The organism is Streptomyces sp. NPDC111507, assembly GCF_055638955.1.
This window is the reverse complement of the sequence record NZ_JBVKBU010000005.1, coordinates 328,493-352,199: the sequence shown is the minus strand read 5'-3', so window position 1 is coordinate 352,199 and position 23,707 is coordinate 328,493. Positions and strand designations below refer to the sequence as shown.

24 protein-coding genes and 1 pseudogene are annotated in these 23,707 nt (G+C 70.9%); 13 read left to right on the top strand and 12 right to left on the bottom strand.

The window, feature by feature from the left end; translation table 11 throughout:
- Positions 1-54: 54 nt before the first annotated feature.
- The 4 genes and pseudogenes from ACZ7M2_RS22775 (at position 55) to ACZ7M2_RS22760 (ending at position 3,563) form a co-directional block, all read left to right on the top strand.
- The gene (locus ACZ7M2_RS22775; protein ID WP_471596789.1) at positions 55-1,053 is read left to right on the top strand and encodes a quinone oxidoreductase family protein; all 999 of its coding nucleotides are present in this window, start codon (positions 55-57) and stop codon (positions 1,051-1,053) included.
- A gap of 161 nt (positions 1,054-1,214) precedes the next feature.
- The gene (locus ACZ7M2_RS22770; RefSeq protein ID WP_471596788.1) at positions 1,215-2,033 is read left to right on the top strand and encodes a DUF3626 domain-containing protein; all 819 of its coding nucleotides are present in this window, start codon (positions 1,215-1,217) and stop codon (positions 2,031-2,033) included.
- Positions 1,990-2,558 (top strand): annotated as a pseudogene (locus ACZ7M2_RS22765) (ferredoxin reductase domain-containing protein); the annotation flags it as partial. The gene ACZ7M2_RS22770 and the pseudogene ACZ7M2_RS22765, both read left to right, overlap by 44 nt.
- A 21-nt stretch (positions 2,559-2,579) precedes the next feature.
- Positions 2,580-3,563: a phosphotransferase family protein gene (locus ACZ7M2_RS22760; RefSeq protein ID WP_471596787.1), complete on the top strand. Its 984-nt coding sequence runs from the start codon at positions 2,580-2,582 to the stop codon at positions 3,561-3,563.
- A 79-nt stretch (positions 3,564-3,642) separates the two neighbouring features.
- Here ACZ7M2_RS22760 and ACZ7M2_RS22755 read toward each other — a convergent pair whose 3' ends face one another.
- Genes ACZ7M2_RS22755 through ACZ7M2_RS22740 form a run of 4 tightly spaced genes read right to left on the bottom strand, consistent with a single transcriptional unit; the run spans position 3,643 to position 8,249 of the window.
- Positions 3,643-5,001, bottom strand: a complete 1,359-nt coding sequence (locus tag ACZ7M2_RS22755; RefSeq protein ID WP_471596786.1) for a GH1 family beta-glucosidase — start codon at positions 4,999-5,001, stop codon at positions 3,643-3,645.
- Between the two features lie 29 nt (positions 5,002-5,030).
- Complete coding sequence (locus ACZ7M2_RS22750; RefSeq protein ID WP_403701398.1) at positions 5,031-5,924, bottom strand: carbohydrate ABC transporter permease; 894 nt, start codon at positions 5,922-5,924, stop codon at positions 5,031-5,033.
- Complete coding sequence (locus tag ACZ7M2_RS22745; protein ID WP_471596785.1) at positions 5,917-6,918, bottom strand: carbohydrate ABC transporter permease; 1,002 nt, start codon at positions 6,916-6,918, stop codon at positions 5,917-5,919. The genes ACZ7M2_RS22750 and ACZ7M2_RS22745 overlap by 8 nt, the downstream gene beginning before the upstream one ends.
- Before the next feature lie 14 nt (positions 6,919-6,932).
- Positions 6,933-8,249 carry an ABC transporter substrate-binding protein gene (locus tag ACZ7M2_RS22740; RefSeq protein ID WP_471596784.1) on the bottom strand — a complete coding sequence of 439 codons (1,317 nt, stop codon included), beginning with the start codon at positions 8,247-8,249 and terminating at the stop codon, positions 6,933-6,935.
- A 169-nt stretch (positions 8,250-8,418) separates the two neighbouring features.
- On the opposite strand from ACZ7M2_RS22740, the gene ACZ7M2_RS22735 reads away from it, so the two are divergent.
- A complete protein-coding gene (locus tag ACZ7M2_RS22735) occupies positions 8,419-9,801 on the top strand; it encodes an ROK family protein (protein ID WP_471596783.1) in 1,383 nt (460 codons plus the stop codon).
- 294 nt (positions 9,802-10,095) lie between these two features.
- Here the strand turns inward: ACZ7M2_RS22735 and ACZ7M2_RS22730 are convergent, their stop codons facing one another.
- On the bottom strand, positions 10,096-10,539 hold the full coding sequence (locus ACZ7M2_RS22730; protein WP_471596782.1) for a hypothetical protein: 444 nt from the start codon (positions 10,537-10,539) through the stop codon (positions 10,096-10,098).
- Between the two features lie 91 nt (positions 10,540-10,630).
- On the opposite strand from ACZ7M2_RS22730, the gene ACZ7M2_RS22725 reads away from it, so the two are divergent.
- Both ACZ7M2_RS22725 and ACZ7M2_RS22720 read left to right on the top strand, forming a co-directional pair.
- Positions 10,631-10,996: a MerR family transcriptional regulator gene (locus tag ACZ7M2_RS22725; protein WP_099944877.1), complete on the top strand. Its 366-nt coding sequence runs from the start codon at positions 10,631-10,633 to the stop codon at positions 10,994-10,996.
- A 104-nt stretch (positions 10,997-11,100) separates the two neighbouring features.
- Positions 11,101-11,934: an alpha/beta fold hydrolase gene (locus tag ACZ7M2_RS22720; RefSeq protein WP_471596781.1), complete on the top strand. Its 834-nt coding sequence runs from the start codon at positions 11,101-11,103 to the stop codon at positions 11,932-11,934.
- Positions 11,935-11,947: 13 nt separating this feature from the next.
- Here the strand turns inward: ACZ7M2_RS22720 and ACZ7M2_RS22715 are convergent, their stop codons facing one another.
- Both ACZ7M2_RS22715 and ACZ7M2_RS22710 read right to left on the bottom strand, forming a co-directional pair.
- A complete protein-coding gene (locus ACZ7M2_RS22715; protein ID WP_352045099.1) occupies positions 11,948-12,907 on the bottom strand; it encodes an SDR family NAD(P)-dependent oxidoreductase in 960 nt (319 codons plus the stop codon).
- 468 nt (positions 12,908-13,375) lie between these two features.
- Positions 13,376-14,413, bottom strand: a complete 1,038-nt coding sequence (locus tag ACZ7M2_RS22710; protein WP_471596780.1) for a PHP domain-containing protein — start codon at positions 14,411-14,413, stop codon at positions 13,376-13,378.
- A 137-nt stretch (positions 14,414-14,550) separates the two neighbouring features.
- On the opposite strand from ACZ7M2_RS22710, the gene ACZ7M2_RS22705 reads away from it, so the two are divergent.
- The 4 genes from ACZ7M2_RS22705 (at position 14,551) to ACZ7M2_RS22690 (ending at position 16,565) form a co-directional block, all read left to right on the top strand.
- Positions 14,551-14,814 (top strand): hypothetical protein, encoded by a 264-nt coding sequence (locus ACZ7M2_RS22705; RefSeq protein ID WP_352045101.1) that lies wholly within the window; start codon positions 14,551-14,553, stop codon positions 14,812-14,814.
- A gap of 258 nt (positions 14,815-15,072) precedes the next feature.
- Positions 15,073-15,459: a hypothetical protein gene (locus ACZ7M2_RS22700; RefSeq protein ID WP_471596779.1), complete on the top strand. Its 387-nt coding sequence runs from the start codon at positions 15,073-15,075 to the stop codon at positions 15,457-15,459.
- 3 nt (positions 15,460-15,462) lie between these two features.
- Entirely contained in the window at positions 15,463-16,191 is a 729-nt protein-coding gene (locus ACZ7M2_RS22695) for a hypothetical protein (RefSeq protein WP_471596778.1), read from the top strand.
- Positions 16,188-16,565, top strand: a complete 378-nt coding sequence (locus ACZ7M2_RS22690) for a peptidase inhibitor family I36 protein (protein WP_067360281.1) — start codon at positions 16,188-16,190, stop codon at positions 16,563-16,565. The genes ACZ7M2_RS22695 and ACZ7M2_RS22690 overlap by 4 nt, the downstream gene beginning before the upstream one ends.
- A gap of 101 nt (positions 16,566-16,666) precedes the next feature.
- Here the strand turns inward: ACZ7M2_RS22690 and ACZ7M2_RS22685 are convergent, their stop codons facing one another.
- From ACZ7M2_RS22685 to otr(A), 3 genes are all read right to left on the bottom strand, one after another.
- Positions 16,667-17,227 carry a VanZ family protein gene (locus tag ACZ7M2_RS22685; protein ID WP_471596777.1) on the bottom strand — a complete coding sequence of 187 codons (561 nt, stop codon included), beginning with the start codon at positions 17,225-17,227 and terminating at the stop codon, positions 16,667-16,669.
- A gap of 175 nt (positions 17,228-17,402) precedes the next feature.
- A complete protein-coding gene (locus ACZ7M2_RS22680; protein ID WP_352045105.1) occupies positions 17,403-18,065 on the bottom strand; it encodes a DUF4230 domain-containing protein in 663 nt (220 codons plus the stop codon).
- Positions 18,066-18,250: 185 nt separating this feature from the next.
- Positions 18,251-20,107, bottom strand: a complete 1,857-nt coding sequence (gene otr(A), locus ACZ7M2_RS22675) for a tetracycline resistance ribosomal protection protein Otr(A) (RefSeq protein WP_471596776.1) — start codon at positions 20,105-20,107, stop codon at positions 18,251-18,253.
- Between the two features lie 247 nt (positions 20,108-20,354).
- Here otr(A) and ACZ7M2_RS22670 point away from each other — a divergent pair, with 247 nt between their 5' ends.
- Positions 20,355-21,308, top strand: coding sequence for a ribose-phosphate diphosphokinase (locus ACZ7M2_RS22670; RefSeq protein WP_266418006.1), 954 nt, complete (start codon positions 20,355-20,357; stop codon positions 21,306-21,308).
- 113 nt (positions 21,309-21,421) lie between these two features.
- Positions 21,422-22,615 carry an elongation factor Tu gene (gene tuf, locus ACZ7M2_RS22665; RefSeq protein WP_403701446.1) on the top strand — a complete coding sequence of 398 codons (1,194 nt, stop codon included), beginning with the start codon at positions 21,422-21,424 and terminating at the stop codon, positions 22,613-22,615.
- A 44-nt stretch (positions 22,616-22,659) separates the two neighbouring features.
- Here the strand turns inward: tuf and ACZ7M2_RS22660 are convergent, their stop codons facing one another.
- A complete protein-coding gene (locus tag ACZ7M2_RS22660) occupies positions 22,660-23,040 on the bottom strand; it encodes an anti-sigma factor antagonist (protein WP_352045109.1) in 381 nt (126 codons plus the stop codon).
- 164 nt (positions 23,041-23,204) lie between these two features.
- Positions 23,205-23,642, bottom strand: a complete 438-nt coding sequence (locus tag ACZ7M2_RS22655) for a MarR family winged helix-turn-helix transcriptional regulator (protein ID WP_099919104.1) — start codon at positions 23,640-23,642, stop codon at positions 23,205-23,207.
- Positions 23,643-23,707: the final 65 nt, after the last annotated feature.

The window sequence follows — 23,707 nt, the reverse complement described above, 5'->3', positions numbered from 1 at the left end:
GGCCTCCTCGGACGCCGCGGTGCTCCGGTGCGTCCACAGGGAAGCAGGTGCGGTATGCGTGCGGTGCGGATCGACGAGTTCGGCGGGCCCGAGGTGCTGGTGCCGGTGGAGGTCCCCGACCCGGTCGCGGGCCCGGGCCAGGTGCTGCTGCGGGTCGTGGCGGCGGGGGTGAACCGGGCGGACGCGCTGGTCCGTGCCGGGCGGTACCACCGGGCCGGACGGCCGCCGCTGATCCCGGGCGTGGAGGCGGCCGGCGTCGTCGCCGCCGTGGGGGAGGGGGTGACCGACATCGAGGTCGGCCAGCGGGTCATGGCCCTGGACGGGGTGAACGCACCCGGTTTCTACGCCGAGTTGGCCGTCGTGCCCGCCCGGCAGGTCACGGTCGTGCCGGACGGTCTGGAGCTGACCGAGGCCGCCGCGCTGCCCGTGGCCTGGCTCTCCGCCTGGTACTGCCTGCGCCATCTGGCGAAGGTGACCAAGGATGACACCGTGGTGGTGAAGGCCGCCGCGAGCGGGGTGGGCAGCGCGGCCGTCCAGATCGCCGCCGGGGCCGGCGCCCGTGTCGTCGCGCTCGCGGGTTCACCCGACAAGACCGCCTGGGCCGCCGGATTCGGCGCCCACGACACCCTTGACACCTCCGCGCATCCGGGCGACGCGGAGGTCGAGGAGGTGTTGCGGCTGACCGGCGGGCGCGGTGCGGACGTCGTCCTCGACACCGTCGGCGGCCCCGCCTTCGGACGGAGTCTGCGCGAGGTCGGGCACGGCGGGCGGGTGATCGCCCTCGCCAACGTCGCCCTGGAGCCGAGCACGATCGACACCCGCGACTTCTATCCGAAGAACGCCGCCGTCCTCGGCTTCCAGCTCACCAATCTGCAGATCCACGGCTACGACCCCCGCGAGGACCTGCGCGAGCTGGCCCGGCGGGTCGCGGCGGGCACGTACCGCGTGCCGGTCGAGACGGTGGTCCCGTTGGACCAGGCGCGCGCGGCCCACGAACGTCTGGAGCGGCGCGACAACCGGGGCAAGATCGTGCTGGCCGTCCAGGAGAAATGAGTTGCGGATGCCCCGCCCGACGAGTGATCTTCAAGGGTCCCGGGGCGGGGCGAAGACGTGAGGAAACAGGGCGGGGGAGGGGTCGGGGGGACCTCAGGGACGGCCGCACATCCCAGGAGCGGGCGCTGCGCCATGTCGCGGCCCTCTCCCGCGGCCCGGCGGTGGACCCGGCGCTGCGCATCACCCTGAACTTCCACCCCGACCGGCTGGTGGGTGGGCTCCCGATCCTGGAGGTACTGGGCCGGGACGGCGCGTACGTCTCACAGTTCGTCACGGGCACGAGCAACGGCGGGCTCACCGCACACCCCGGCGGTGACCGCTGGCGCTGGGAGAGCCGGATCTTCGGCGCGGCGTACGACGCCGAACCCGCGCACGAGAGACCCGTGTACGGCGGACTGAACTTCCGGCGCCAACTCGTCGGCGCCGCGCCCCGCTTCGGCTCCTCGCACTTCCGGCTGACCGGTACGGCCCTGCGGCGGGCCACCTTCTGCTATCCCGACAGCGCGGCCGAGCCGTCCGCGTTCGGGGTCGCCGCCGGGATGTCCCTGATCGAGCTGGCCGAGGCGGACGAGCAGGACGCGCTCGACGACTACATCGAGGCGCAGGTGCACGGCCCCGTCGACCTGGCGAGGGACATGGAGGCACTGGTCCTGGACGCGAGCTACCGCGGCACGGCCGTCGAGGCGGCGGCCCGGCGGCTCCCGTGCCCCGTGCAGTGGCACCCCGGCTACCGGCTCCGGGTCGAGGAACTGCGGCGCCACCCGGACTTCCGTGGCCCGGAGTTCGTCGCGCTCGGCGCCCGGATCGCCGAGGACGGCCTGCTCGACCCCCGGATCATCGGGGACGCCGCCCGCACCGGCCGCCACGAACTCCAGGACCTGAAGAAGGTGTGGCACTGCCTCGCGCGCTTCGGCGCCCCTCAGGGAGCGGGCACGGCCGCGGGCGGCCACACTCCCGGAGTCGGTGCGCCCAGCGCGTAGGCGCGTGCGACCAGTTCCCGCGACCGACCCCGGCCACGCCGACCTGACGGTCTCCCTGCTGGAGGCCCCGGCCGGCTCCGGCCTGGGCACGTACACCGGAGTCGGCTCCGGCCATCCGCACACGGTCAGGCCCGGCGACACCGTCCTCGCCCGCGTCCAGTCCTGCCGGGAGGCCTTCCGGATCGACGCCTGCGCGCCGGTCGTGATGGTCGCGGCGGGCACCGGACTCGCCCCGTCCCGCGGCGCCATCGCCGACCGCCGCGCCCGGCCTTCAGCCTGACGCCCGTCGACGGTGTGACCTTCGTGCAGCACCGGATCGCCGCCGAGGACGACGAGGTCTGGGAACTGCTGGAGGCCCGGGCCCGGGTGTACCTGTGCGGCGACGGCTCGCCCGGAGCCCGCGAGGCCTTCCGTACGCTGTGCGGGGACCGTACGCCGGACGCGGGCGAGGCGACCGCCGAGAGGTGGCTGAACGAGCTGATCGCGAACGGGCGTTACGTGGAGGACGGGTACGCGGCCGGGTGACCGAAGGGGCGGGTGGGGCGCATGACGGAGGACTCCTGGGAGCGGGCGCGGCGGATCCTCGCGGCGGCCGGACTGCCGCCGGACCGCCTCGCCCGCTGCCGCCCGCTCGACGGCGGCACCTACAACACCGTCGAGGAACTCCTCCTCACCGACGGCACCCGCCATGTGCTGAAGGTCCCGCCCCCGGAGACCGCATCGGGCATGCGCCATGAGCGCGAACTCCTGGTGTCCGAGGCGGAGTTCTACCGGTCGGCGGCCACCGTCGACGTACCGGCGCCGCGCGTCGTGGCCACCGGGGGCCGTCACCTCCTCATGACGGCCTGCCCGGGCCAGGCATGGGACGACACGGTCACCGGTGCCGAACAGACCCACCTGCGCACGGAGCTGGGCGTCCTCGTGGCCCGGCTCCACCAGGTCACCGGGCCCGCCTTCGGCTACCCCTCCGGGGCCCTCGGCCCGCTCGCCCCCGACTGGCGCACCGCCTTCACCACCATGTACGACGCCGTCCTGGACGACGCCCGCCGTTACCGGGCCTGGTTGCCCCGGCCCGTGGAGGAGGTGGCTCGCACCGCGAAGGAGGCGTACGACGCCCTGGACGAGGTCACCGACCCCCGCCTGGTCCACTTCGACCTGTGGCGGGGCAACATCCTCGTGGACCGCTCGGACGGCACACCCCGGATCGGTGGCCTCATCGACGGCGAGCGCATGTTCTGGGGCGACCCCCTGGCGGACTTCGTCTCCCTCGCGCTCCTCGGCGACATCGAGCAGGACCCCGCCTTCCTGACCGGCTATCAGAACGCGGGAGGACGCCCCGACTTCGACACCGCGGCCCGCCGGCGCCTCGCCCTCTACCGCAGCTACCTCTACCTGATCATGCTCATCGAGACCGTGCCCCGCGCCGTGGGCGACGACCATGCCGCCTGGACCCGCGAGGCGGTGGCTCCGCAGCTCGTGGCGGCCCTGGACGACATCGGTCGGCGTGGAGCCGACCGGTCGAACACATGACCTCGCACCCTCGCCTCCGGCTGGACGCGTACTCCGGTCGGGGTATCACGCGCGTCCAGCGCGAAGGCCGGGGCGTACGTCAGGCCGCGCTGCGCCTGCGCTCCCCGTGGGCCCGGATGATGTCCGCGTACCGGTGCCCGCTCCCCTTCACCGTGCGCCGCTGGGTCTCGTAGTCGACGTGCACGAGGCCGAAGCGCTTGTCGTAGCCATAGGCCCACTCGAAGTTGTCGAGCAGCGACCAGGCGAAGTATCCGGCGAGGGGGACGCCCTTGCCGGCCGCCGCGGCACAGGCGGCGAGGTGCTGCTCCAGGTACCGCGTGCGCTCGGGGTCGTCGACGGTGCCGTCGGGGCGCACGACGTCGGGATAGGCGGAGCCGTTCTCGGTGACGTACAGCTTGCGGGCGCCGTAGTCGTCGGTGAGGCGCAGCAGCAGGCGCTCGATGCCGGAGGCGTCGACCTCCCAGTCCATGCCGGTGCGGGGAACGCCCAGGCGGCGCACCGTGCGCACGCGCGGCGCGGGGCCTGAGGGGTCGTCGGCGACCGTGGACGGGAAGTAGTAGTTGAGGCCCAGCCAGTCCAGGGGCTGTGCGATGGTCTCCAAGTCGCCCGGCAGTTCCGGGAGTTCGACGCCGTAGACCTCACGCATGTCCGCGGGGAACCCGCGGCCGTGTACCGGGTCCAGCCACCAGCGGTTGGTGTGTCCGTCCAGTCGGCGGGCCGCCGCGACGTCCTCGGGGCGGTCGGTGGCGGCCTCGATGCTGGAGAGGTTGTTGACGATGCCCACCTGGGCGCCCGGTGCGGCGGCGCGGATGGCCTGCGCGGCCAGGCCGTGGCCCAGGAGCAGGTGGTACGAGGCGCGGACCGCGACCGCCAGATCCGCGAGGCCGGGAGCCATCCGGCCCTCCAGGTGGCCGATCCAGGCCGAGCACAGCGGCTCGTTCAGCGTCGTCCAGTGGTGGACGCGGTCGCCCAGACGCTCCGCGACGACCGCCGCGTACGAGGCGAAGTGGTGTGCCGTGTCGCGTGCGGCCCACCCGCCGCGGTCCTGGAGCACCTGCGGCAGGTCCCAGTGGTAGAGGGTGACGGAGGGGGTGATGCCCGCCTCCAGCAGGGCGTCGATCAACTGGTCGTAGAAGTCGAGCCCCTTCGCGTTGACCGGACCGTCGCCGCCCGGCACCACGCGTGGCCAGGCGATGGACAACCGGTAGGCGTTGGTGCCCAGTTGGCGCATGAGCGCGATGTCCTCGCGCCAGCGGTGGTAGTGGTCGCAGGCGGTGTCACCGTGGTCGCCGTTGTCGATCTTGCCCGGTGTGTGCGAGAACGTGTCCCAGATGGACGGCGAGCGGCCGTCCTCGGCGACGGCTCCCTCGATCTGGTAGGCCGACGTGGCCGTGCCCCACAGGAAGTCCTCGGGGAGTGCGGCAAGGTCGATGGTCACGGAAGTCCCTTCAGGGGATGAGGAGTCGGTCACTTGACGGCTCCGGCCGTCAGGCCGGCGACGAGGTAGCGCTGGAGCAGCAGGAACCCGGCGACCACCGGGACGCTCACCACGAGGGAGGCGGCCATGATCTGGTTCCAGTACACGTTGTTGAGCGTGGAGTAGCCCTGGAGCCCGACGGCGAGCGTGCGCGTGGTGTCGTTGGTCATCACCGACGCGAACAGCACTTCGCCCCAGGCGGTCATGAAGGCGTAGACGGCGACGGCGACGATGCCGGGGATCGCGGCGGGCACGACCACCCGCAGCAGCGCGCCGAGCGGCCCGCAGCCGTCCACCAGCGCCGCCTCGTCCAGATCGCGCGGCACCGAGTCGAAGTACCCGATCAGCATCCAGATCGAGAACGGCAGGGAGAAAGTGAGATAGGTGAGGATCAGGCCGCCGCGCGAGCCGAACAGCGCGATGCCCGTGGCGTTGCCGATGTTGACGTAGAGAAGGAAGAGCGGGAGGAGGAAGAGGATGCCGGGGAACATCTGCGTCGAGAGCACGGTCACCGTGAAGACGCGCTTGCCGCGGAAGCTGTAACGGCTCACCGCGTACGCCGCGAAGACCGCGATCACCACCGAGCAGACCGTCGCCGCGCCTGCCACGATCAGCGAGTTCACGAAGTACCTCGCCAGCGGGACCGTCGACCAGATGTCGATGTACGGGCGGATCGTCAGCCCGCTCGGCAGCCAGCGGAACTTCCCCGAGACGTCCGCGAGCGGCTTCAGCGAGCTGGAGACCATGACGTAGACCGGCACCAGGACGAAGCCGGTGAGCAGGGTGAGGAAGATCCTGCGGGACCAGAGGAAGGACGGCGGGGGAGCCATCGGCGAGCGGGGCGCCTTCGAGGCGCGGGACGCCGTCTGCGCGGTGCTAGACATCGGCCGTCCTCCTTCCTCGGGAGGTCAGCAGCAGGTAGACGCCCGTCACGACGAGCAGGAAGAGCAAGAGCAGGACCGACATCGCGGATCCGGTGCCGAAGTTCCAGGTGACGAACGAGGCCTGGTAGATGTGCACCGAGATGAGGTCCGCGGCCTCCGGAGCGGTCCTGCCGAACAGGACGAACGGCGTGTTGAAGTCGTTGAACGTCCACAGGAACAGGACCAGCACCAGCACCTGGTTGACCGGGCGCAGTGACGGCAGGGTGATGCGGCGCAGCTGCTGCCACAGACCGGCGCCGTCGAGGGCGGCGGCCTCGTACAGCTCCCCGGGGATGTTCTGGAGGCCGGCCATGACGATGAGGAACGCGAACGGCCAGCCCTTCCACACCGACACGGTGAGCAGGGCGTAGAAGCTGTTGTCGCCGATGAGCCAGAAGGACGGCTTGTCGGTGAGGTGCAGCTGGTCGTGCAGGACGTGGTTCACCAGGCCGTTGTCGTGCTGGAACATGAACACCCAGGTGATGACCGCCGCGTACACGGGCAGCGCGTACGGGACGAGGAAGAGCGCCCGCAGCAGACCGCGGCCGCGGAAGGAGTCCTGCATGTAGATCGCGGCCGCCGTGCCGATCAGCCAGCACAGGCCCACCGACAGCAGGGTGAAGCCGACGGTGACGAGGAACGAGTGCAGCAGCGCCTTGCCGACGGGCGCGCTGAAGTCCACCGACACCTTGTAGTTGTCGAATCCGGACCAGGGCGCGGTGCCCCAGTCGCGGATGTAGAACTGGGTGAGCTCCTTGAAGCTCATGAAGATGCCGATCACCATCGGCACCAGGTGGACCAGGAGTTCGAGGATCAGGGCGGGCAGGAGCAGCAGATAGGGCAGTGCGATGCGCCGGATCCGCCCGGGGCGGCGCGGCCCGCGCGCCGCCCCGGGAGAGTCCTTGGGCACCGCCCGTTCGCCGGAATCGGCGGAGGCGGCGGTCGTGGTGGTCATGAGGGAGTCCGCGCTCACTTCGCGGGCATCTGCTGCTGGGCCTTCTCGAGCTCCGCCTTCACCGACTCCGTGGTCACCGCGCGTCCGGCGGCCGCGTCCGCGAACAGCGTCTTGACGGCCGTACCGACCGTCGTCTCGAACTGGGACTCGTCGGCGACCTGCGGAAGAGCGGCGGCGCTCTTGGCCAGGGTGTCCTTGAGTACCGCGTTCGCCGGGGTGTTGAAGGTGGTGTCCGTCTGGGCCGTCTTCACCGGCGGGATCGAGCTGTACGCCGTGTTGAGGATCTTCTGCTCGGCGTCGCTGGTCATGAACTTCACGAACTTGGTGGCGCCGTCGAGGTTGTGGCTGTTCTTGAAGACGGCCAGGTTGATGCCCGCGACCATCGAGTTGACGTTGGTGCCGGTTCCCGGGGTGCCGGACTGCACGGGGACTGGGGCGATTCCGTACGCGTCATCGCTCATGCCCTGCGACGTGAGGTTGGCGGACGCCGACTGCCACAGCAGCATCGCGTTCTTGCCCTTGGCGAAGTCGCTCACGGACTGGTTCTGCGCGTACTCGGCGTTGCCGGGCGCGATGACCTTGTCCTTCGCCATCAGGTCGATGTACTGCTTGACCGCCGCGACCGTGCCGTCCGAGGTGAAGTCCGGCTTGCCGTCGGCGGTGAAGAAGTCGGCGCCGTGTTGCTTGGCGAAGACGAAGACGTGGTGGATGTTCTCCGAGGGGTTCGAACCCTCGGCCCCCAGGCCCCACTTGCCGCCCTTGGACAGCTTCTTGCCGTCGGCGACCAGCTCGTCCCAGGTGGCCGGCGGCGTCGTAAGCCCCGCGTCGGCGAACATCTTCTTGTTGTAGTAGAGCGCGTACGCCATCGAGTACAGCGGGACCGCGGCCGGGTCCTTGCCCTGCGCGCCCGTCGAGCCGAGCGCCGAGTCGACGAAGCGGTCCTTGCCGCCGATCTTGGCGAAGTTGCTCGCGTCCCACGGCAGCAGCGCGCCGGTGGCCTGCAACGAGGCGCTCCAGGTGTTGCCGATGTTCAGGACGTCGGGGCCCTGGCCCGACGTGGTCGCGGTGAGAATCCGGTTCAGCAGGTCCGACCAGGGGACGACCTCCACCTTCACCTTGATCCCGGACTGCTTCTCGAACTTGTCGAGTTCGGGCTGGAGGACCTTCTTGTCGACCTCGATGCTGGCGCCCTGGTTGGAGGCCCAGTAGGTGAGCGTCTTCGGCGAGTCGTTGGACCCACCGCCCGTCGACGAGCCGCCACCACAGGCGGTCACGGCGGTCAGCAGGGAGACGGTGACCGCACCGGCGGCCGCGGCTCGGATTCTGCGCATGGCTGCGTATGTCCCTTTCCCGGAGGGAGAGCCACGAGGGGCGCCCGCGTTCACTTCTCGAACGACCCTCATGTCTTAATTTAGGACGTGAGTTAAGACCCGGAAGAAAGTCGCGTCAAGGGATCGCGCAGGGGTATCTTGCAGGTCGGGCGGGCCGGAAGGGATTCTCATGGCGGTGCGGAACGGGCGAACAGTGCGTGACCTGCGGCGCGGCAATCGCACTGCCGTGCTGCAACGGTTGTATTTCGACGGCCCCTTGAGCCGCTTCGAGCTGGGCCCGGCCACCGGCCTGAGTTCCGGTTCCATCAGCAACGTGGTCGCTGAACTCGTCGCGGACGGTCTGGTCGAGGAGGCCGGAAGCGTCGACTCCGACGGCGGCCGCCCGCGCACGTTGCTGCGGGTCGTACCCGGCAGCGGCCACATGATCGGCGTCGACGTCGGCGAAACCCGTGTCCGCGTCGAACTCTTCGACCTGACCCTCACCGAACTCGCCCGCACGGAGCGGCCGCTGGAGCGGCAGGGGTACGGGGGTGACTGGGCGTCGGAGGGCGACGGACAGGCTCAGGGGGAGGACCCCTCGCCGGGCGGCGGACCGTTGTCGAAGCGTCGGGAGTACGACGTCGATGTCATCGTCGGGCACATCCGGGACGGCGTCGCCGAGGTGCTGGACGAGGCGGGCATCGCTCCCGAGCGACTGCTCGGCGTCGGTATCGGCGTCCCGGGAATCGTCGCCCGCACGCCCGAGGAGGGTGCGGTGGTGCACGGTCAGACGATCGGCTGGGACGCCGTCCCGCTGGAGTCCCTGCTCCGTTCGGCCTGTCAACTCCCCGACACGGTCCCGTACTTCGCGGACAACGGCGCCCGGACCCTGGGCCAGGCCGAGATGTGGTTCGGCGCCGGACGCGGCGCGCGCAACGCGGTCGTCGTCCTCTTCGGCTCGGGCGTCGGCGCCTGTCTGGTCACCGAGGACGTGGAGCACGGCCGCTCGGTGGAGTGGGGCCACCTGACGGTACGGGTCAGGGGGCGCCGCTGCCGGTGCGGTGCCCTGGGCTGCCTGGAGGCGTACGCGGGCGCGGAGGCGCTTCTCGACCGCTGGCGCGAGGAGGGCGGACGCCCGCCCGAGGGCACCGACGAGGAGACCGCGCTCACCGCGATGCTCACCGCGGCCTACCCGGCCGAGGAGGGTGTCGAGCCCGACCCCGTCGCGCTCGCCGTCCTGGAGGAGACCGCCGAGTACCTGGGCGCGGGCCTGTCCGACCTGATCAACCTCTTCCAGCCCGAGCGGATCCTGATCGGCGGCTGGGCGGGCCTCCAGCTCGGTACCCGCTTTCTGCCCGCCGTCCGCCGGTACGCGGCCTCGTACGCCCTGCGCTATCCGGCCGAGCGCGTCTCCATCGACCTCGGCCGGCTCGGCCCGGACGCGGTCACCGTCGGGGCCGCGATCCTGCCGCTCGCCGACTTCTTCGCGCGGGGCGGCCGACGCGCCGAGCCGGTGAGCGAGAGTCCCTCCCCGGCCTGGCGCACCGCCCTGGAGGAGCGCGCCCCGCACTGACCCGCAGCCGGGGGTTCACGACGCACGGCAGTCGCCCTGCCTGCCCGCAGCAGGGCGGGGACCCTTTCCCGGTGGGGATCGGTACGCCTCACGAGTAGGGAGTCCTGCCGTACGGGTTTCGGCTCGACGAGGGTCTCTGGGGCACGTGGCAGGGCACGCCGCCGCGTACTGAGCGCTCCGCTGGAAGTGCGGGGAGGTGCCGTCGATCGTCTGCGGCTGCATCGTGGCCGGTCGCGCAGTTCCCCGCGCCCCTTCAGGGCGCTGCCGAACCGCAGCGGACTTCGCCCGACCCGCTTAGGGGCGTTCGACTGCCAACGGGTTCGTGTTCCGGTTCCGCCACCACGGCACCAGCTGGACGAGGCCGAACGTCACCTCGACGCCGAAGAACAGCCACAGCAGCCGCATGGCGCCGTGGGCCAGCGCGTACGCCTGCCATGCCGCGAACAGCGTGCGCGCGATGCCGTCGAGCAGTCCGTGCACCGGCAGCGGCCGGACGATGCGCAGGACGGCCCAGACCACCACGACCGAGCCCATCAGGTTCGCGTACAGGGTCTGCACCGGGTCGAGTTCGGGCAGGGCTCCCAGCCCGAGCGCGTTGCCCGACGACGACAGCGCGTCGTGCACCAGCGCGTACGTCCAGGGCGTCGCGAAGCCCGCCGTGACGACGAGGTCGTACCAGGCGCTTGCCCGTACGGCGCGAAGATAGGCGGGGCGTTCGGGGGCGAGGGTCCGGATCACGATGAGGCTCCAACTGGTCTCGGGACAGCGACGCCTCACGCTAAACAGTGGAGTACGGTCCAAGGTCAAGCCCGCCGTCCGATGGAGGGACATGCGTATCGGAGAGCTCGCCGCACAGGCGGGCATGAGCAGAGACACCATTCGGTTCTACGAGAAGGTCGGCCTCGTCACGGGGCGGCGGCTGGCCAACGGCTATCGCGACTTCCCGCCCGAGGCGGTGCCCTGGTTGCACTACGTCCGCACCGCGCAGACGCTGGGATTCTCGCTCGCGGAGATCGCGCGGCACGGCGAGGAGTTGCGGGAGGCGCCGGACTCCGCGGAAGCGCTGTCCGTGCTGTTCGAGCAGAAGATCCAGGTCATCGACGCCCGCATGGCCGAACTCGCCACCCTGCGGGCCGAACTCGCCACGCGCGTCGACACCGGGTGCCCGTTGCGGGCCATCGGCCGACCGAGCTGACCGCGAGGTGACATGACCTCGGGGGTAATCGACCCCGCCCCGGCCCTCCGGAACCATGAAGGACGTACCCACTCGTCCAGCCACCGGATTCCGGGAGGTTTCCCATGCCGTACTTCGAGAGCCCCGTCGATGGCACCCGACTGCACTTCGTCGACTACGGTCCCGCCACCGGGCGGGTCATCGTGTTCGTCAACAGCGCCTACTTCGGCACGGAGATGTGGGAGTACCAGATGCTGCCGCTCGCCGAGGAGGGCTACCGGTGCGTCGGCTTCGACCGGCGCGGCCACGGCCGGTCCGACGACGTGTGGGGCGGGTTCGATCTCGACACTCTGGCCGACGACGTCGACGGGCTGCTGCGCCACCTCGACCTGTCCGGGGTGACACTGGTCGGGCACTCCATCGGCACCGCGGAAGTCGTACGCTGCCTGACCCGGCACGGCGTCGAGCGGGTGGCGAGGGTGGCACTCGTCGCGGGCATGGCGCCCGGGGCCGTCCGGTCCGCGGACCATCCGGAGGGCATCGACCCGGGCGTCGTCGAGGCCGGCAACGAGATCTTCCGCCGCGACCGGGCCGCCTTCTTCGTGGACGGGGCCCGCTCGTTCTTCGCCCTCGACCTCCCCGGGAACGAACTCTCCCCGGCCTATGTACAGTCCATGATCAACCGCTGTCATGGGGCCACCGCGCGCGGCGGGGCGGCGTTGGGAGACCTCGCGGCCACCCTGAACGTCGCCCCCGAACTGGCCAAGCTCGACCTGCCCGCACTGGTCGTCCACGGCACCCACGACACGTCGGCGCCGCTGGACCTGACCGGCCGCCGGGCGGCCGAACTGCTCCCCGACGGCACACTCAAGGTCTACGAGAACGCGGGCCATGGCCTCTTCGCCACGCACGCGGAACAACTCCTCGCGGATCTGCGGGAGTTCACGGCCCGCGACTGACGCCCCGGGCGCGTCACGCGAACGCGTTCACCCCGGTCAGCTCCGCCGACAGCGTCCACAGCCGCGCGGCCTGCTCGGGGTCGATCGCGTAGTCCCGTACGCCGGTGCGCTCGCCGTCCGCCGAAGCGACCTCGGAGATGTCGCAGTCCTCGCAGTACACCCCGCCGAGGCCGGCCAGCTGGGGTGAGGTCGCGGCCCACACCTGGGTCGCCGCACCCTCCTGGGGCGACTTGAAGCCGGACGGGTTCAGCGGGTTGCCGTCCTCGTCGATCCAGCCGCGTTCCACCATCTCCTCCTTGGCGAGGTGGCGCTGCAGCGGGGTGAGGATGCCGCCGGGATGGAGGGCGAAGGCCCGTACACCGGACTCCCGGCCGAGCCGGTCGAGGTGCACGGCGAACAGGATGTTCGCGGTCTTCGCCTGCCCGTACGCCTCCCACTTGTCGTAGCCGGTGCGCCAGTGCACGTCGTCCCAGCGGATCCCCGAGTTGTGGTGACCGCCCGAGGAGACGGAGACGACCCGTGCGCCGCCCGGCTCGATCGCGGGCCACAGACGGTTCACGAGCGCGAAGTGGCCGAGGTGGTTGGTCGCGAACTGGGCCTCCCAGCCGGGACCGACGCGGGTCTCCGGGCAGGCCATGATCCCGGCGTTGTCGATGACGATGTCGATGGTGCGGCCGGAGGCGAGGAAGCGTTCGGCGAAGGCGCGGACGCTGTCGAGGTCGCCGAGGTCGAGCTCGTCCACCTCGACCCCCTCGATGCCCTCCACCGCCTCCCGGGCCACGTCCGGGCGGCGCGCCGGAACGACGACGTGGGCGCCCGCCTTGGTGAGCGCGCGGGTGGTCTCCAGGCCGAGCCCCGAGTACCCGCCGGTGACGATCGCGAGCTTCCCGGTCAGGTCGACGCCTTGGAGGACGTCGTCGGCGGTGCTGTGGGCGCCGAACCCCGAGCCGATCTTGTGCTGTGCAGTGGTCATGTTCCGACGCTACGGATTGGAGAGCACTCGAAGTCAAGCGGAGGCGGCCGCCCACGGCGGGGGCGGCAGGGCAGGGCGGCAGCGCACGGCGGGCCGGGCCTGGCGCCGGACATGAAAAGGCCCCGACCGGACGGGGGAATCTCGGTCGGGGCCGTCTGTGGTGGGCACGGATGGCGGTCACCTCTCGGCGAGAGGCTCCACAGGGCTTCAGCCGAACGATCGTCCCTGTGGGCAAAAGGTGAGGCCCGGGGACACTGTCCCATCCACACCCACGGTTGGTTTAACGGGGAACTACCGAGGGGTGTTCCCGCGTGACCTGGGCAGGAGCGGTGATCTGCGTCACCCGGAGGGGGTCAGGGGGCGGACGGTTCTCGGGTCGCCGTGCGCGTCACGTCTCGGCTCGCCGTACGACTTCACGCGTCCGGGGGCTCGGGCGCGGGTTTGCTCTCGCCGTCCAGCCTACGCCCGTCAGGTGCTGGTCACACGGGTCGGCGCCGTCCGCGATTGGGTCCAGGCCAGCAGCTCGTCCTCGCTCCAGGTGGTGATCACGCGCTCGGCGGGCACCCCGCACTCCTCGGCCCGCGCGCAGCCGTGGATCTGCCAGTCGAGCTGGCCGGGGGCGTGCGCGTCGGTGTCGATCGAGAAGAGCACGCCCGCGTCGAGCGCCCGGCGCAGCAGCGGGCGCGGTGGGTCGAGACGTTCCGGGCGGCAGTTGATCTCCACGGCGGTACCGGACTCCGCGCAGGCGGCGAAGACCGCGTCCGCGTCGAACTCCGACTCGGGCCGCCGCCGCTCGGTGAGCAGCCGGCCGGTGCAGTGCCCGAGCACGTCCGCGTGCGGATTGCGTACGGCGGTGCCCATACGGCGGGTCATCGACCTGGCGTCCATGCGCAGCTTGGAGTGCACCGACACCACCACGACGTCCAGCGACTCCAGCAACTCCGGCTCCTGGTCGAGCGATCCGTCGTCGAGGATGTCGCACTCGATGCCGGTGAGCAGCCTGAAGGGGGCCCACCGGCGGTTGAGCTCCGCCACCACCGCCAACTGCTCGCGCAGCCGCTCGGGGGACAGGCCCCGTGCCACGGTCAGCCGCGGCGAGTGGTCCGTGAGCACCGCCCACTCGTGCCCGAGGCGCGCGGCGGTCCGGCCCATCTTCTCGATCGGGCTGCCGCCGTCCGACCAGTCGGAGTGCAGATGGCAGTCGCCGCGCAGCAGCGCCCGCAGGGGTGCACCGCCCTCGGCGAGGGGGCCCGCGGCCTCCTGTTCCAGCGTCTCGAGATAGCCGGGCGGCTGACCGGCCACCGCCTCGCGCACGACGTGCGCCGTCTTCGGTCCGATGCCCTTCAGCGACTCCAGGGTTCCGGCGGCGACGTGCCGTTCGACCTCCCCGGCGGGCAGCGCGGCCAGCACGGCCTCCGCGGTGCGGAAGGCCCGTACGCGATACGTGGGGGCCTGGGTGCGCTCCAGCAGGAACGCGATCCGGTCCAGGGCCTCGACGGGATCCACCGGCACCACCTTCCGTGAGCTTTTCGCCCCTTTCAAGCCCTTCAAGCCTTGTCCAGCCGCCGTCGGTCCGCACGGCGGAGTGTCACTCGCCTGGACCCGCTCGCGGGAATCGATCTACGTTCTAGTACGCTCTAGACATGACCGAAATCTCGAGCCCCCACATCACCTACCCGCGGGTCATGGTGCTCGGGGTGCAGCCGTCCGACCCGCCCTTTCGGATCGTGGAGATCGACGGGGAAATGGTCGGCGAGGCGAAGTCGATCACCGATGTCCTGACGTTCGCCGGCTCCCAAGGGATCCATATCCACGATCTCGACGACCCGGACGTGGTGCGCTGGGTGGGCGGCGACAAGTTCACCTGGGCGGCGCGCCAGGGTCTGTCCGGCGGATCAGGGCACTAGCCGGTCCGGCGGATCAGGGCGCCAGAGCCGGTCCGGCGGATCAGGCCGCGGCGCCGGACGGCACGGCCGAGGCGCGGGGAGCGCGCGGACCTCGGGGTTCGCGCCGGTGTGAGCTGTCGCGGGAGGAATGACCCCGCACCCCAGGAAAGATCGGCAAAGGGCGGGAACCCGGCATGGGCCGATGCCCGCGAGGGCACGGTTGATCTTGCCGGGTGATCGCGACCGCCCCGGCGCCCCCTCTTCCCTCCGGGAGTCGTCATGCCCCGTGGCTTCGCCGTGCCCGCCGCCGCCCTCCTCGCCTCGACCGGTCTGCTGGCCTCGACCGCCCTCCTCGCCGCCGTACCGGCGAGCGCGGCGACGCACGGCGCGTCGCGGGCCGGAGACGTGTGCTTCTGGACCGCCTCCGGACAGCACGGCTCGTCGTGGTGCTACACCCCACCGGGCTATACGGACGTCCCGGAGTTCCTGCACGACAAGGCCGCATCCTTCAGGTCCAACGCCGATTCCGCCGTGTACGCCATCGACTGGGGCCGCGGCACCTGCTACGCCCGGCTGATCCGGGCGCACGACCTGGCCGACAACTGGCCCTGGGGCGCCCGGCTCGACGGCGTCGCCGACACCATGATGGGGTGCGAGGTCGGCTGACCCGTGCGACTCCTTCGCGCGTTCGCCGCCGCCGCGCTCGCGGTGCTGGCGTTGGCGGGGTGCTCCACGGCGACGGCGCAGCGGGCCGTGCCCCCGCTGCCCAGGACCGAGCGCGACCGCGACGACCTCATCGACGCCGCCCAGCAGGTGCTCGTCGACCGCTGTCTGGCCAGGCAGGGACTGACCCTCCCGAACGCCTCGGCCCCGCAGGACCACAGCGCCTCGGCCCCGCAGGACCGCCGACTGCAGGGCGCCCTCTTCGGCCGCGGCCACCCCGAGCTCTCCGTCACCCTCGCCACCGGCTACACCGTCACCGCGCACACGGACGGCTGTCTCGCCGCCGCCGAGCGCGATCTCTACGGCGACCAGCGGCTCTGGTTCCGTACTCGGGTCGTGGTGAACAACCTGCGGGCCGAGGCTCAGCAGCGCATGAAGCGCGACCCCGACTACCGCGCCGCGACCGCCCGCTGGACCCGCTGTGTCACCCCGGCGCACGGGGCCCGACCCGGCCGCCCCGACCCCGCCGTCTCCTCGCGCTGTGCACGTGAGAGCGGCCTCACCCGGCTGCGGGCGCGGCTGGAACCGGCCCTGCTGGCCCGGGTCCGCGCCGAGCGGCACGGACAACTGACCACCTACCGGCAGCTGCGCACCCGTGCACTGCGCCGCGCGGCGGACCTGTACGCCGAGCGGACCGTCCAGGCAACCATGAAGAAAGGCAGTGACCCTTCGTGATCACCCAGCGTCTCGCCCTCTCCGCCGCAGCGGCCCTGCTCGCCCTCACCGGCGGTCTCGCCCTGGCCACCCCCTCCGGCGCGGCCGACTGTCCCAGCGGCAACTTCTGCGTCTGGGAGAACGCCAACTTCGACGGCCAGCGGGCCAACTGGTCGGGGGACGACGGGTGGTGGGAGAGCTGGATCGCCGACACCGACTCCTCCTGGGCCAACCACGGCATCTCGGGCCCCGGCGTCAAGGACCACGTGAAGGTCTACGAGGACGCCTGGCAGGGCGGCGCCATGACCATCTGTCTCGGACCGGGGGAGGAGGTCGGCTACAACGCCGTGGCGAACGACCGCGGTGACTCGCACACCTGGTCCATGGGCTGCTGAGAGGCCGCCCCCAGTCGATCGCCCCCAGTCTCGACTCCGGCCGATCAACGCCGTCCGCCCGCGGTGGGGGCCGCGGGCGGACGGTCGTGGCGTGCGGTCCCTCATGCCTTCGGGGCCCCGCGCCGATTGCGCCGGCCCTGCCGACGGCGCTTGGGATGCACCGCCCGGCCGATCCGCCGCCCCAGCAGCAGATAACCCACCAGCGCTCCGGACGTGTTGAGGATGACATCGTCGATGTCGAAGGCGCGTCCGGTGATCAGCGTGCCCTGGACCAACTCGACCAGCAGCATCACCACCGCGGTGAGCAGCAGAACGCGCAGGATCCCCCGGGCCTTGGGAATCAGCACGGGTACCAGCACGCCGAACGGCACACCGAGCACGACGTTCCCGCCGATCTGCTTCACGGCGTCGCGCAGCGCCGGCTGGTCGAGATAGGCCCGCAGAGAACTGCCGGGGTGCAGATTGGTGTGGATCAGCGCCTTCGACGCCGGTGACGGCTCCAGCGTCAGGCGGGCCAGCGCGACCGCGAACGCCACCATGGCCACGAAGGCCAGCAGCATCACGAGCAGCCGCACGGGCAGCGGGAGCGCCTTGCGCTCCTGCGCGGGTACCGATGACCGTCGACCGGATTTCGCTGTACCGGTGGTGCGCAGGGTGCTCATGAGTGACGCCGTACGGACCATTCGATTCTCCCGGTTTCAACTGTTCTGCAGGTAAGGGCGGTTACCCGCGAAGCGCCCTTCGATGCCGAGCCCGTCCTGTTACGGAACGGTCTTCTCCGGGCCCTGTGGGGCGACGGCCTCGCCCCACCGGACCCTCGCCGGAGTACGGCCCGGCTCAGGCGCCGTAGCTCACGCTCACCTCCTTGAAGCCGAGGGAGCGCAGCAGACCGTCGAGCATGCCGGTGGTGTTCGCCTCGGCCCGCGTGGTGAGCTCGCTGTCCTTCGCCGCGTCGCCGATGTGCTTGACCGCGAGCTTCTGCACGGCCTGTTCGCTGTCCGGGTTGTCTGAGAAGAAGTCGCCGAGCCGGTCGAGCAGACCTCGCTGTTTGGAGACGGCGTACGAACGGTTGGGGTCGAGTGCGGGCTTGCCGAGGAACGCGTGCGGCAGCCGCAGGGTGGCCGTGGTGCGGTCGGCGTCGACCGTCACGTCCTTCTTGGCGAGCGAACCGAGGTCGACATACGCCTCGACCGTGCCGGCCCCCACGTACAGCGTGCGGGTGCCGCGGATCGCGTCGGGCAGGTACTTGGCGTCCTTCTCCAGGTCCACCACCACCTGGAAGTTGCCCGAGGCGGCGTCGTAACGGCTCATGTCCTGGATCGACTTGAGGAGGGCTGGTCCGGAGCGGTCGTGCGTCTGGGTGCCGAACAGGTCGCGCAGCCCAGGCAGAACGGCCAGGCGCAGCCCGGCGAACAGCACCACGAGCACCAGCACGACGGCAGTGATCGCCTTGGCCCACGCGGGCATGCGCTTGGGCAGGCGCTTGATGGACGTCGTCATTCGACGGTCCTCCTTCCTGCTCACCGGATGCCCCCCAAATCACCTACTAGGCCGCCCTGTTGGCGGATTGACGTCGCTGACGGGGAGTGCGGGCGGGAGCGCGTCCACTCCGGCGGCACCGGTCACCACACATCGCCGTATGCCGAGTGAGTGCAGCGTCCGCCGGCCGTACCGCATCCGCCGCACTACACGCGGCGGTCCCCCGACGGGCGGGACCACCAGACCCCTTCGCCGTGGGTGAGCCCCGGCAGCCGCAGCTCGACCTCCCGTACCTGCCGGGCCGGCAGCTCGCCGGTGACGAGCCAGCAGGTCCGGCCGCCGGTCGTCTCCCCGAACCGTGCGCCGTGCGCGGCGAGCCGAGCCGTGACCGGGGCCAGCGCATCGAGCGGGAGCTCCACCTCGAAGGCGTGGTACGGCTCGTACACCCGCGTGCCCGCCCGCTCCAGCGCGCGGCGCAGCACGACCGGGGTGAGGCCGCGGAAGTCGGCGGCCGTGCTGAGCGGCGCGACGAATCCGGAACGGACGAGCGTCACCCGGTAGTCGGTGACCGGCCGGCCGTGCCGACCGGAGAGCAGGGTCGCGTGGACCGTGTCCTCGATCGCCTGGTGGAAGGCCCGGGGCAGGGCGCCGAGCTCGGTCTCGTACGTGAAGACGCCGCCGGAACCGTGTGGTCCGGGCTCGATCCGCAGCCCGATCGTGGCCCAGAATCCGGCGTGCCCGTGCCGCTGGATCTCCTCGCAGGCCTCGCCGGTGCCGTCCGGCCGTTCCAGGAACCGCACCCGGCTCGGCTCGAACTCCGCCTCGATGCCGAAGTCCTGGGCGAGCGTGGCCGCCAGGACCTCCTTCTGCACCTCGCCGTAGAGGAGGAGCGCGGTGCTGCCGGACGCGGCGGGCCTGGCGTGCATCAGCGGGTCCTGGTCGGCCAGCGCGAGGAGGGCCGAGCGCAGCGGGGCCGCCTGGTCGGGGTGCCGGGCCCGGACGAGGGTCTCCAGGGTCGGCGCCGCGAACTGCGGCGCACGGCCGGTGACCTCACCGAGCCGATCGCCGACGCGGATGCCGACGACGCCCCGGAGCGCGGCGATGTTGCCCGCGGTCAGGGCGGCGGCCCCCGGCCGCCCCACGACCTCCAGTTCCCGGGCCCGGCCAGGGACCTGTGTGGTGCGCCCGTCGGCCTCGCGCCGGGTGAACACGAGCCGCTGACGATGCGTCACTTCACCGCCGTACAACCGCAGATACGCCGTGCGCTCGCCGCCGGGTCCGGGGCGCACGGCGAAGACCGTGCCCCGTGGCTCGGCCGAGGCGGAGGCCGTCGGGCGCGGGACGAGCCGGCTCAGCCCCTCGACCAGCTCGGTGACCCCTTGCCCACCCAGGGCGGACCCGAAGAAGACCGGGTGGAGGGAGCCGTCGGCGGTGCGCGCGACGAGCGCGGCCGCCAGGTCGTCCGGGGTCGGCGCGGGGCCGTCCACGACCGCGGCGAGGACGTCCGTGTCCACCTCCGCGAGTGTGCCGGCCGCCGTCTCGTCCAGCGGACGCGGGACGAGACGGGCACGCGCGGTGCCGAGGCCGCGCACACCGACGAGCGGGACGACGTACGGCGTGAGGCGGCGCCGGATGTCGTCGAGGAGCCCCGCCTCCCGCGCACCCGCCCGGTCGATCTTGTTGACGAAGATCAGGGTGGGCAGCCCGAGCCGTCGCAGGGTCTTCATCAGGACGCGGGTCTGTGCCTGTACGCCCTCCACGGCGGACAGGAGCAGCACGGCGCCGTCGAGGACCTCCAGGGCGCGCTCGACCTCGGCGATGAAGTCGGCGTGCCCGGGGGTGTCGATGAGGTTGATCTGGACGTCGCCGGCGGTGAAGGCGGCGACGGCCGAGCGGATGGTGATCCCGCGCCGGCGCTCGATCTCCCCGTCGTCCGTGCGGGTGTCACCGGCGTCGACGCTGCCGAGCCGGTCGATGGCGCCGGCGTCGAAGAGCAGCCGCTCGGTGAGGCTGGTCTTACCCGCGTCGACGTGGGCCAGAATGCCGATGTTCAGAGTGTCCATGCGTGGTCGAGTCCTCGGGAACAGTCGTCCGGTGGGGGCGCTGAGAAGTTCCGAGGAATCGGCGCATGTCGTTCTCCCATGGGTGGGGGGCGCTGGCGGGACCATCCTGGCGTATGCCCCGTGACCGTGCGCAACCGAATTTCCCCCGGTGGGAGTACCTGGGCTGGGCCCAGTAGCATGAGGCACGCATCCCGGGTCGATCATGCCAACCGGCGGCGCACCCGGATCGATCTTGCGAGGAGCGGTCGTGCGTGACATCGCCGTGTTCAGCGGTAGTGCCCATCCCGAGCTGGCGGCAGAGGTCTGCGCCCATCTCGGCGTGCCCCTCAGCCCGACCCGGGTCAGCCGGTTCGCCAACGACTGCCTGGAGGTCCAGCTCCAGGCCAACTGTCGCGAGCGCGATGTGTTCCTCGTGCAGCCGCTGGTCACCCCCGTGCAGGAGCACCTCGTCGAACTGCTGATGATGTGCGACGCGGCGCGTGGTGCCTCCGCAGGGCGGATCACCGTGGTCATGCCCCATTATTCGTATGCCCGTTCGGATAAGAAGGACATGCCGCGGATCTCCATGGGCGGTCGGCTGGTCGCCGACCTGCTGGTGGCGGCCGGGGCCAGCCGCGTCCTCGCGATGACGCTGCACTCCCCGCAGGTCCACGGGTTCTTCTCGGTGCCGGTCGACCATCTGCACGCCCTGCGGGAGCTCGCCGCGCACTTCCGCGGTCACGATCTGTCGCGTACGACGGTCGTGTCGCCGGACCTGGGCAACGCCAAGGAGGCCGCGGCCTTCGCCCGGCTGATCGGCGCCCAGGTGGCGGCCGGTGCCAAGCAGCGGTTCGCCGACGACCGGGTGAGCATCAGCTCCGTCATCGGTGAGATCACCGGGCGCGATGTCATCGTCCTCGACGACGAGATCGCCAAAGGCAGTACCGTCCTCGAACTCCTGGAGCGGCTGCGGGAGTTGGGGCCGCGGTCCATCCGGGTCGCCTGCACCCACGGGCTGTTCGCGGCAGGCGCGCTCAAGCGGCTGAGCGAACAGGAGGACGTCCTGGAGATCGTGTGCACCAACACCGTGCCGGTGCCGGACGAGGAGCACACCGAGAAGCTGCGGATCCTGTCCATCGCCCCGGCGCTCGCCGAGGCCGTGCGCCGCATTCACAACGGTGAGTCCGTCAGCGCCCTGTTCGACGCGCCCCCGAGCGAATAAACAGGAAGAGCGACCCTTCCTGACCTCGTTCAGCGTTCGGTACCTCGCTCGCCCCCCGCCAGGAAGCGGCGCAGCAACGCTCGGCGTCACCCAGGCGATCAGGAGGGCTCGCAGTGGCGAAGGCGAAGTTCGAGCGGACCAAGCCGCATGTCAACATCGGCACCATCGGGCACATCGACCACGGGAAGACGACACTCACGGCGGCCGTGACGAAGGTTCTGCACGACCGGTTTCCCGACCTGAACCCCTTCACGCCGTTCGACCAGATCGACAAGGCGCCGGAGGAACGCCAGCGCGGCATCACCATCTCGATCGCCCATGTCGAGTACCAGACGGAAGCCCGGCACTACGCGCACGTCGACTGTCCGGGGCACGCCGACTACATCAAGAACATGATCACCGGGGCCGCGCAGATGGACGGCGCGATCCTGGTGGTCGCGGCGACGGACGGGCCGATGCCGCAGACCAAGGAGCATGTGCTGCTCGCCCGACAGGTCGGCGTCCCGTACATCGTCGTCGCCCTCAACAAGACGGACATGGTCGACGACGAGGAGATCCTGGAACTCGTCGAGCTCGAGGTGCGTGAGCTGCTCACCGAGTACGAGTTCCCCGGCGACGACGTTCCGGTCGTCCAGGTCTCCGCGCTCAAGGCGCTGGAGGGCGACCCGAAGTGGAGTGCCTCCGTTCTCGAACTGCTCGCGGCCGTCGACGAGTTCGTGCCCGAGCCGGTCCGGGACGTCGACCGGCCCTTCCTGATGCCGATCGAGGACGTCTTCACCATCACGGGTCGCGGCACGGTCGTCACCGGCCGGATCGAGCGCGGGGTGCTGAAGGTCCACAACGAGGTCGAGATCATCGGCATCCACGAGCAGAAGACGAGGACGACCGTCACGGGCATCGAGATGTTCCGCAAACTCCTCGACGAGGGCCGGGCGGGGGAGAACGTCGGCCTGCTGCTGCGCGGGGTCAGGCGCGACGACGTGGAGCGGGGGCAGGTCGTGATCAGGCCGGGTTCGGTCACCCCGCACACGCAGTTCGAGGCGCGGGCGTACATCCTGTCGAAGGACGAGGGCGGACGGCACACGCCCTTCTTCGACAACTACCGGCCGCAGTTCTACTTCCGCACGACGGACGTGACGGGTGTCGTGACTCTTCCCAGGGGCACGGAGATGGTCATGCCGGGCGACAACACCACCATGAACGTGCAGCTCATCCAGCCCATCGCCATGGAGGAAGGCCTGAAGTTCGCCATCCGGGAGGGCGGCAGGACGGTAGGGGCGGGGCAGGTGACCAAGATCCTGAAGTGAGCGAGGGGGAACCGGCCGAGGTCACACCGTCCGGTCGGCAGGGGTTATAACGTGCCCGACGTGGCTTCCGGCTGACCCAGGGCCGCGTCCAGCGACGCCGAGGGCGGCAGGAGCTTGGCCAGGCCGGTCACCTTGAGGACGCGCAGTGTCAGCGGCCGGGTGCAGACCAGGTGCAGCCGGCCGCCCCGGTCGAGAACGCGGCTCCTGGCGCGGTAGAGCAGGCGCAGCCCGGAGCAGTCGAAGAATTCCACGGGCCGCAGGTCGATCACGATCTGCGGCTCCGGATGACCCGTCAGGGCGTCCAGGTACGGCGTGATCTCCAGCGCCGCGACGATGTCGATCTCCCCCTGGAACTCCAGCACCGTGTGACCCCGGTCCAGGCGGACGCGCAGATGGCGGGTGGGCGGTGCGGGGTCGTACGTCACGGCGACATCGCCTCCAACCGGCTGCTGACCCACTCCTGGTGGCAGGGCCCGCAAAACCGTTCCCTGCTCTGCAAGTTACCCTCGTTGGAGTGAATTCCAGCATGTTCGATTGACATATGTCTGCGATTTGGAGGGTGAGTCGCCCCTCGGGTCGGCCACGCGGATCACGACAGAGCGTGCCACGCCTTGGACAGAGCCTGGCGGAACTGATCCGTCTGGTGTGCGCTGAGCTCGCGCACCATGCGTTCCTCCAGCTCACGTACCGCGTCGGTGTACCGCGCGAGGAGCTCGCGCCCCTCGTCGGTGAGCAGGATCAGCAGCTCGCGCCGGTTGTGCGGATTGCGCTCGCGGCGGATCAGTCCGCGGTTCTCCAGTGAGCGCACCAGGTCGGCCATCGACTGTGCGGTCACGAAGGAGTCCCGCGCGAGCTGTGCCGCCGAGAGGCCGTCGTGTCGTTCCAGCACGGTGAGCGACGTGTACTGCAGTGCGGTGATCCCCGCCGGCTTCACCAGTTCGTCGAGGTGGGAGCGCACGACGAGCTCCACCTGCTTGACCATGTAGAGCAGGGATGGAGGTGCCTTCGTTACCTGGGTGCCGACCATGGGTTCAGCCTAAGGCATTGACAGGAAACCTGTCCGTAATGAGACTGCGAACCAACAGGAATCCT

Excerpts from the sequence above, each read along its gene's own strand:
- ACZ7M2_RS22715 (WP_352045099.1), bottom strand. The coding sequence starts at position 12,907 with ATGACCACTGCACAGCACAAGATCGGCTCGGGGTTCGGCGCCCACAGC.
- ACZ7M2_RS22745 (WP_471596785.1), bottom strand. The coding sequence starts at position 6,918 with ATGACCACCACGACCGCCGCCTCCGCCGATTCCGGCGAACGGGCGGTG.
- ACZ7M2_RS22760 (WP_471596787.1), top strand. The coding sequence starts at position 2,580 with ATGACGGAGGACTCCTGGGAGCGGGCGCGGCGGATCCTCGCGGCGGCC.
- ACZ7M2_RS22655 (WP_099919104.1), bottom strand. The coding sequence starts at position 23,642 with ATGGTCGGCACCCAGGTAACGAAGGCACCTCCATCCCTGCTCTACATG.
- ACZ7M2_RS22775 (WP_471596789.1), top strand. The coding sequence starts at position 55 with ATGCGTGCGGTGCGGATCGACGAGTTCGGCGGGCCCGAGGTGCTGGTG.
- ACZ7M2_RS22705 (WP_352045101.1), top strand. The coding sequence starts at position 14,551 with ATGACCGAAATCTCGAGCCCCCACATCACCTACCCGCGGGTCATGGTG.
- ACZ7M2_RS22740 (WP_471596784.1), bottom strand. The coding sequence starts at position 8,249 with ATGCGCAGAATCCGAGCCGCGGCCGCCGGTGCGGTCACCGTCTCCCTG.
- ACZ7M2_RS22725 (WP_099944877.1), top strand. The coding sequence starts at position 10,631 with ATGCGTATCGGAGAGCTCGCCGCACAGGCGGGCATGAGCAGAGACACC.
- ACZ7M2_RS22735 (WP_471596783.1), top strand. The coding sequence starts at position 8,419 with ATGGCGGTGCGGAACGGGCGAACAGTGCGTGACCTGCGGCGCGGCAAT.
- ACZ7M2_RS22720 (WP_471596781.1), top strand. The coding sequence starts at position 11,101 with ATGCCGTACTTCGAGAGCCCCGTCGATGGCACCCGACTGCACTTCGTC.
- ACZ7M2_RS22685 (WP_471596777.1), bottom strand. The coding sequence starts at position 17,227 with ATGAGCACCCTGCGCACCACCGGTACAGCGAAATCCGGTCGACGGTCA.
- ACZ7M2_RS22750 (WP_403701398.1), bottom strand. The coding sequence starts at position 5,924 with ATGTCTAGCACCGCGCAGACGGCGTCCCGCGCCTCGAAGGCGCCCCGC.
- ACZ7M2_RS22680 (WP_352045105.1), bottom strand. The coding sequence starts at position 18,065 with ATGACGACGTCCATCAAGCGCCTGCCCAAGCGCATGCCCGCGTGGGCC.
- ACZ7M2_RS22700 (WP_471596779.1), top strand. The coding sequence starts at position 15,073 with ATGCCCCGTGGCTTCGCCGTGCCCGCCGCCGCCCTCCTCGCCTCGACC.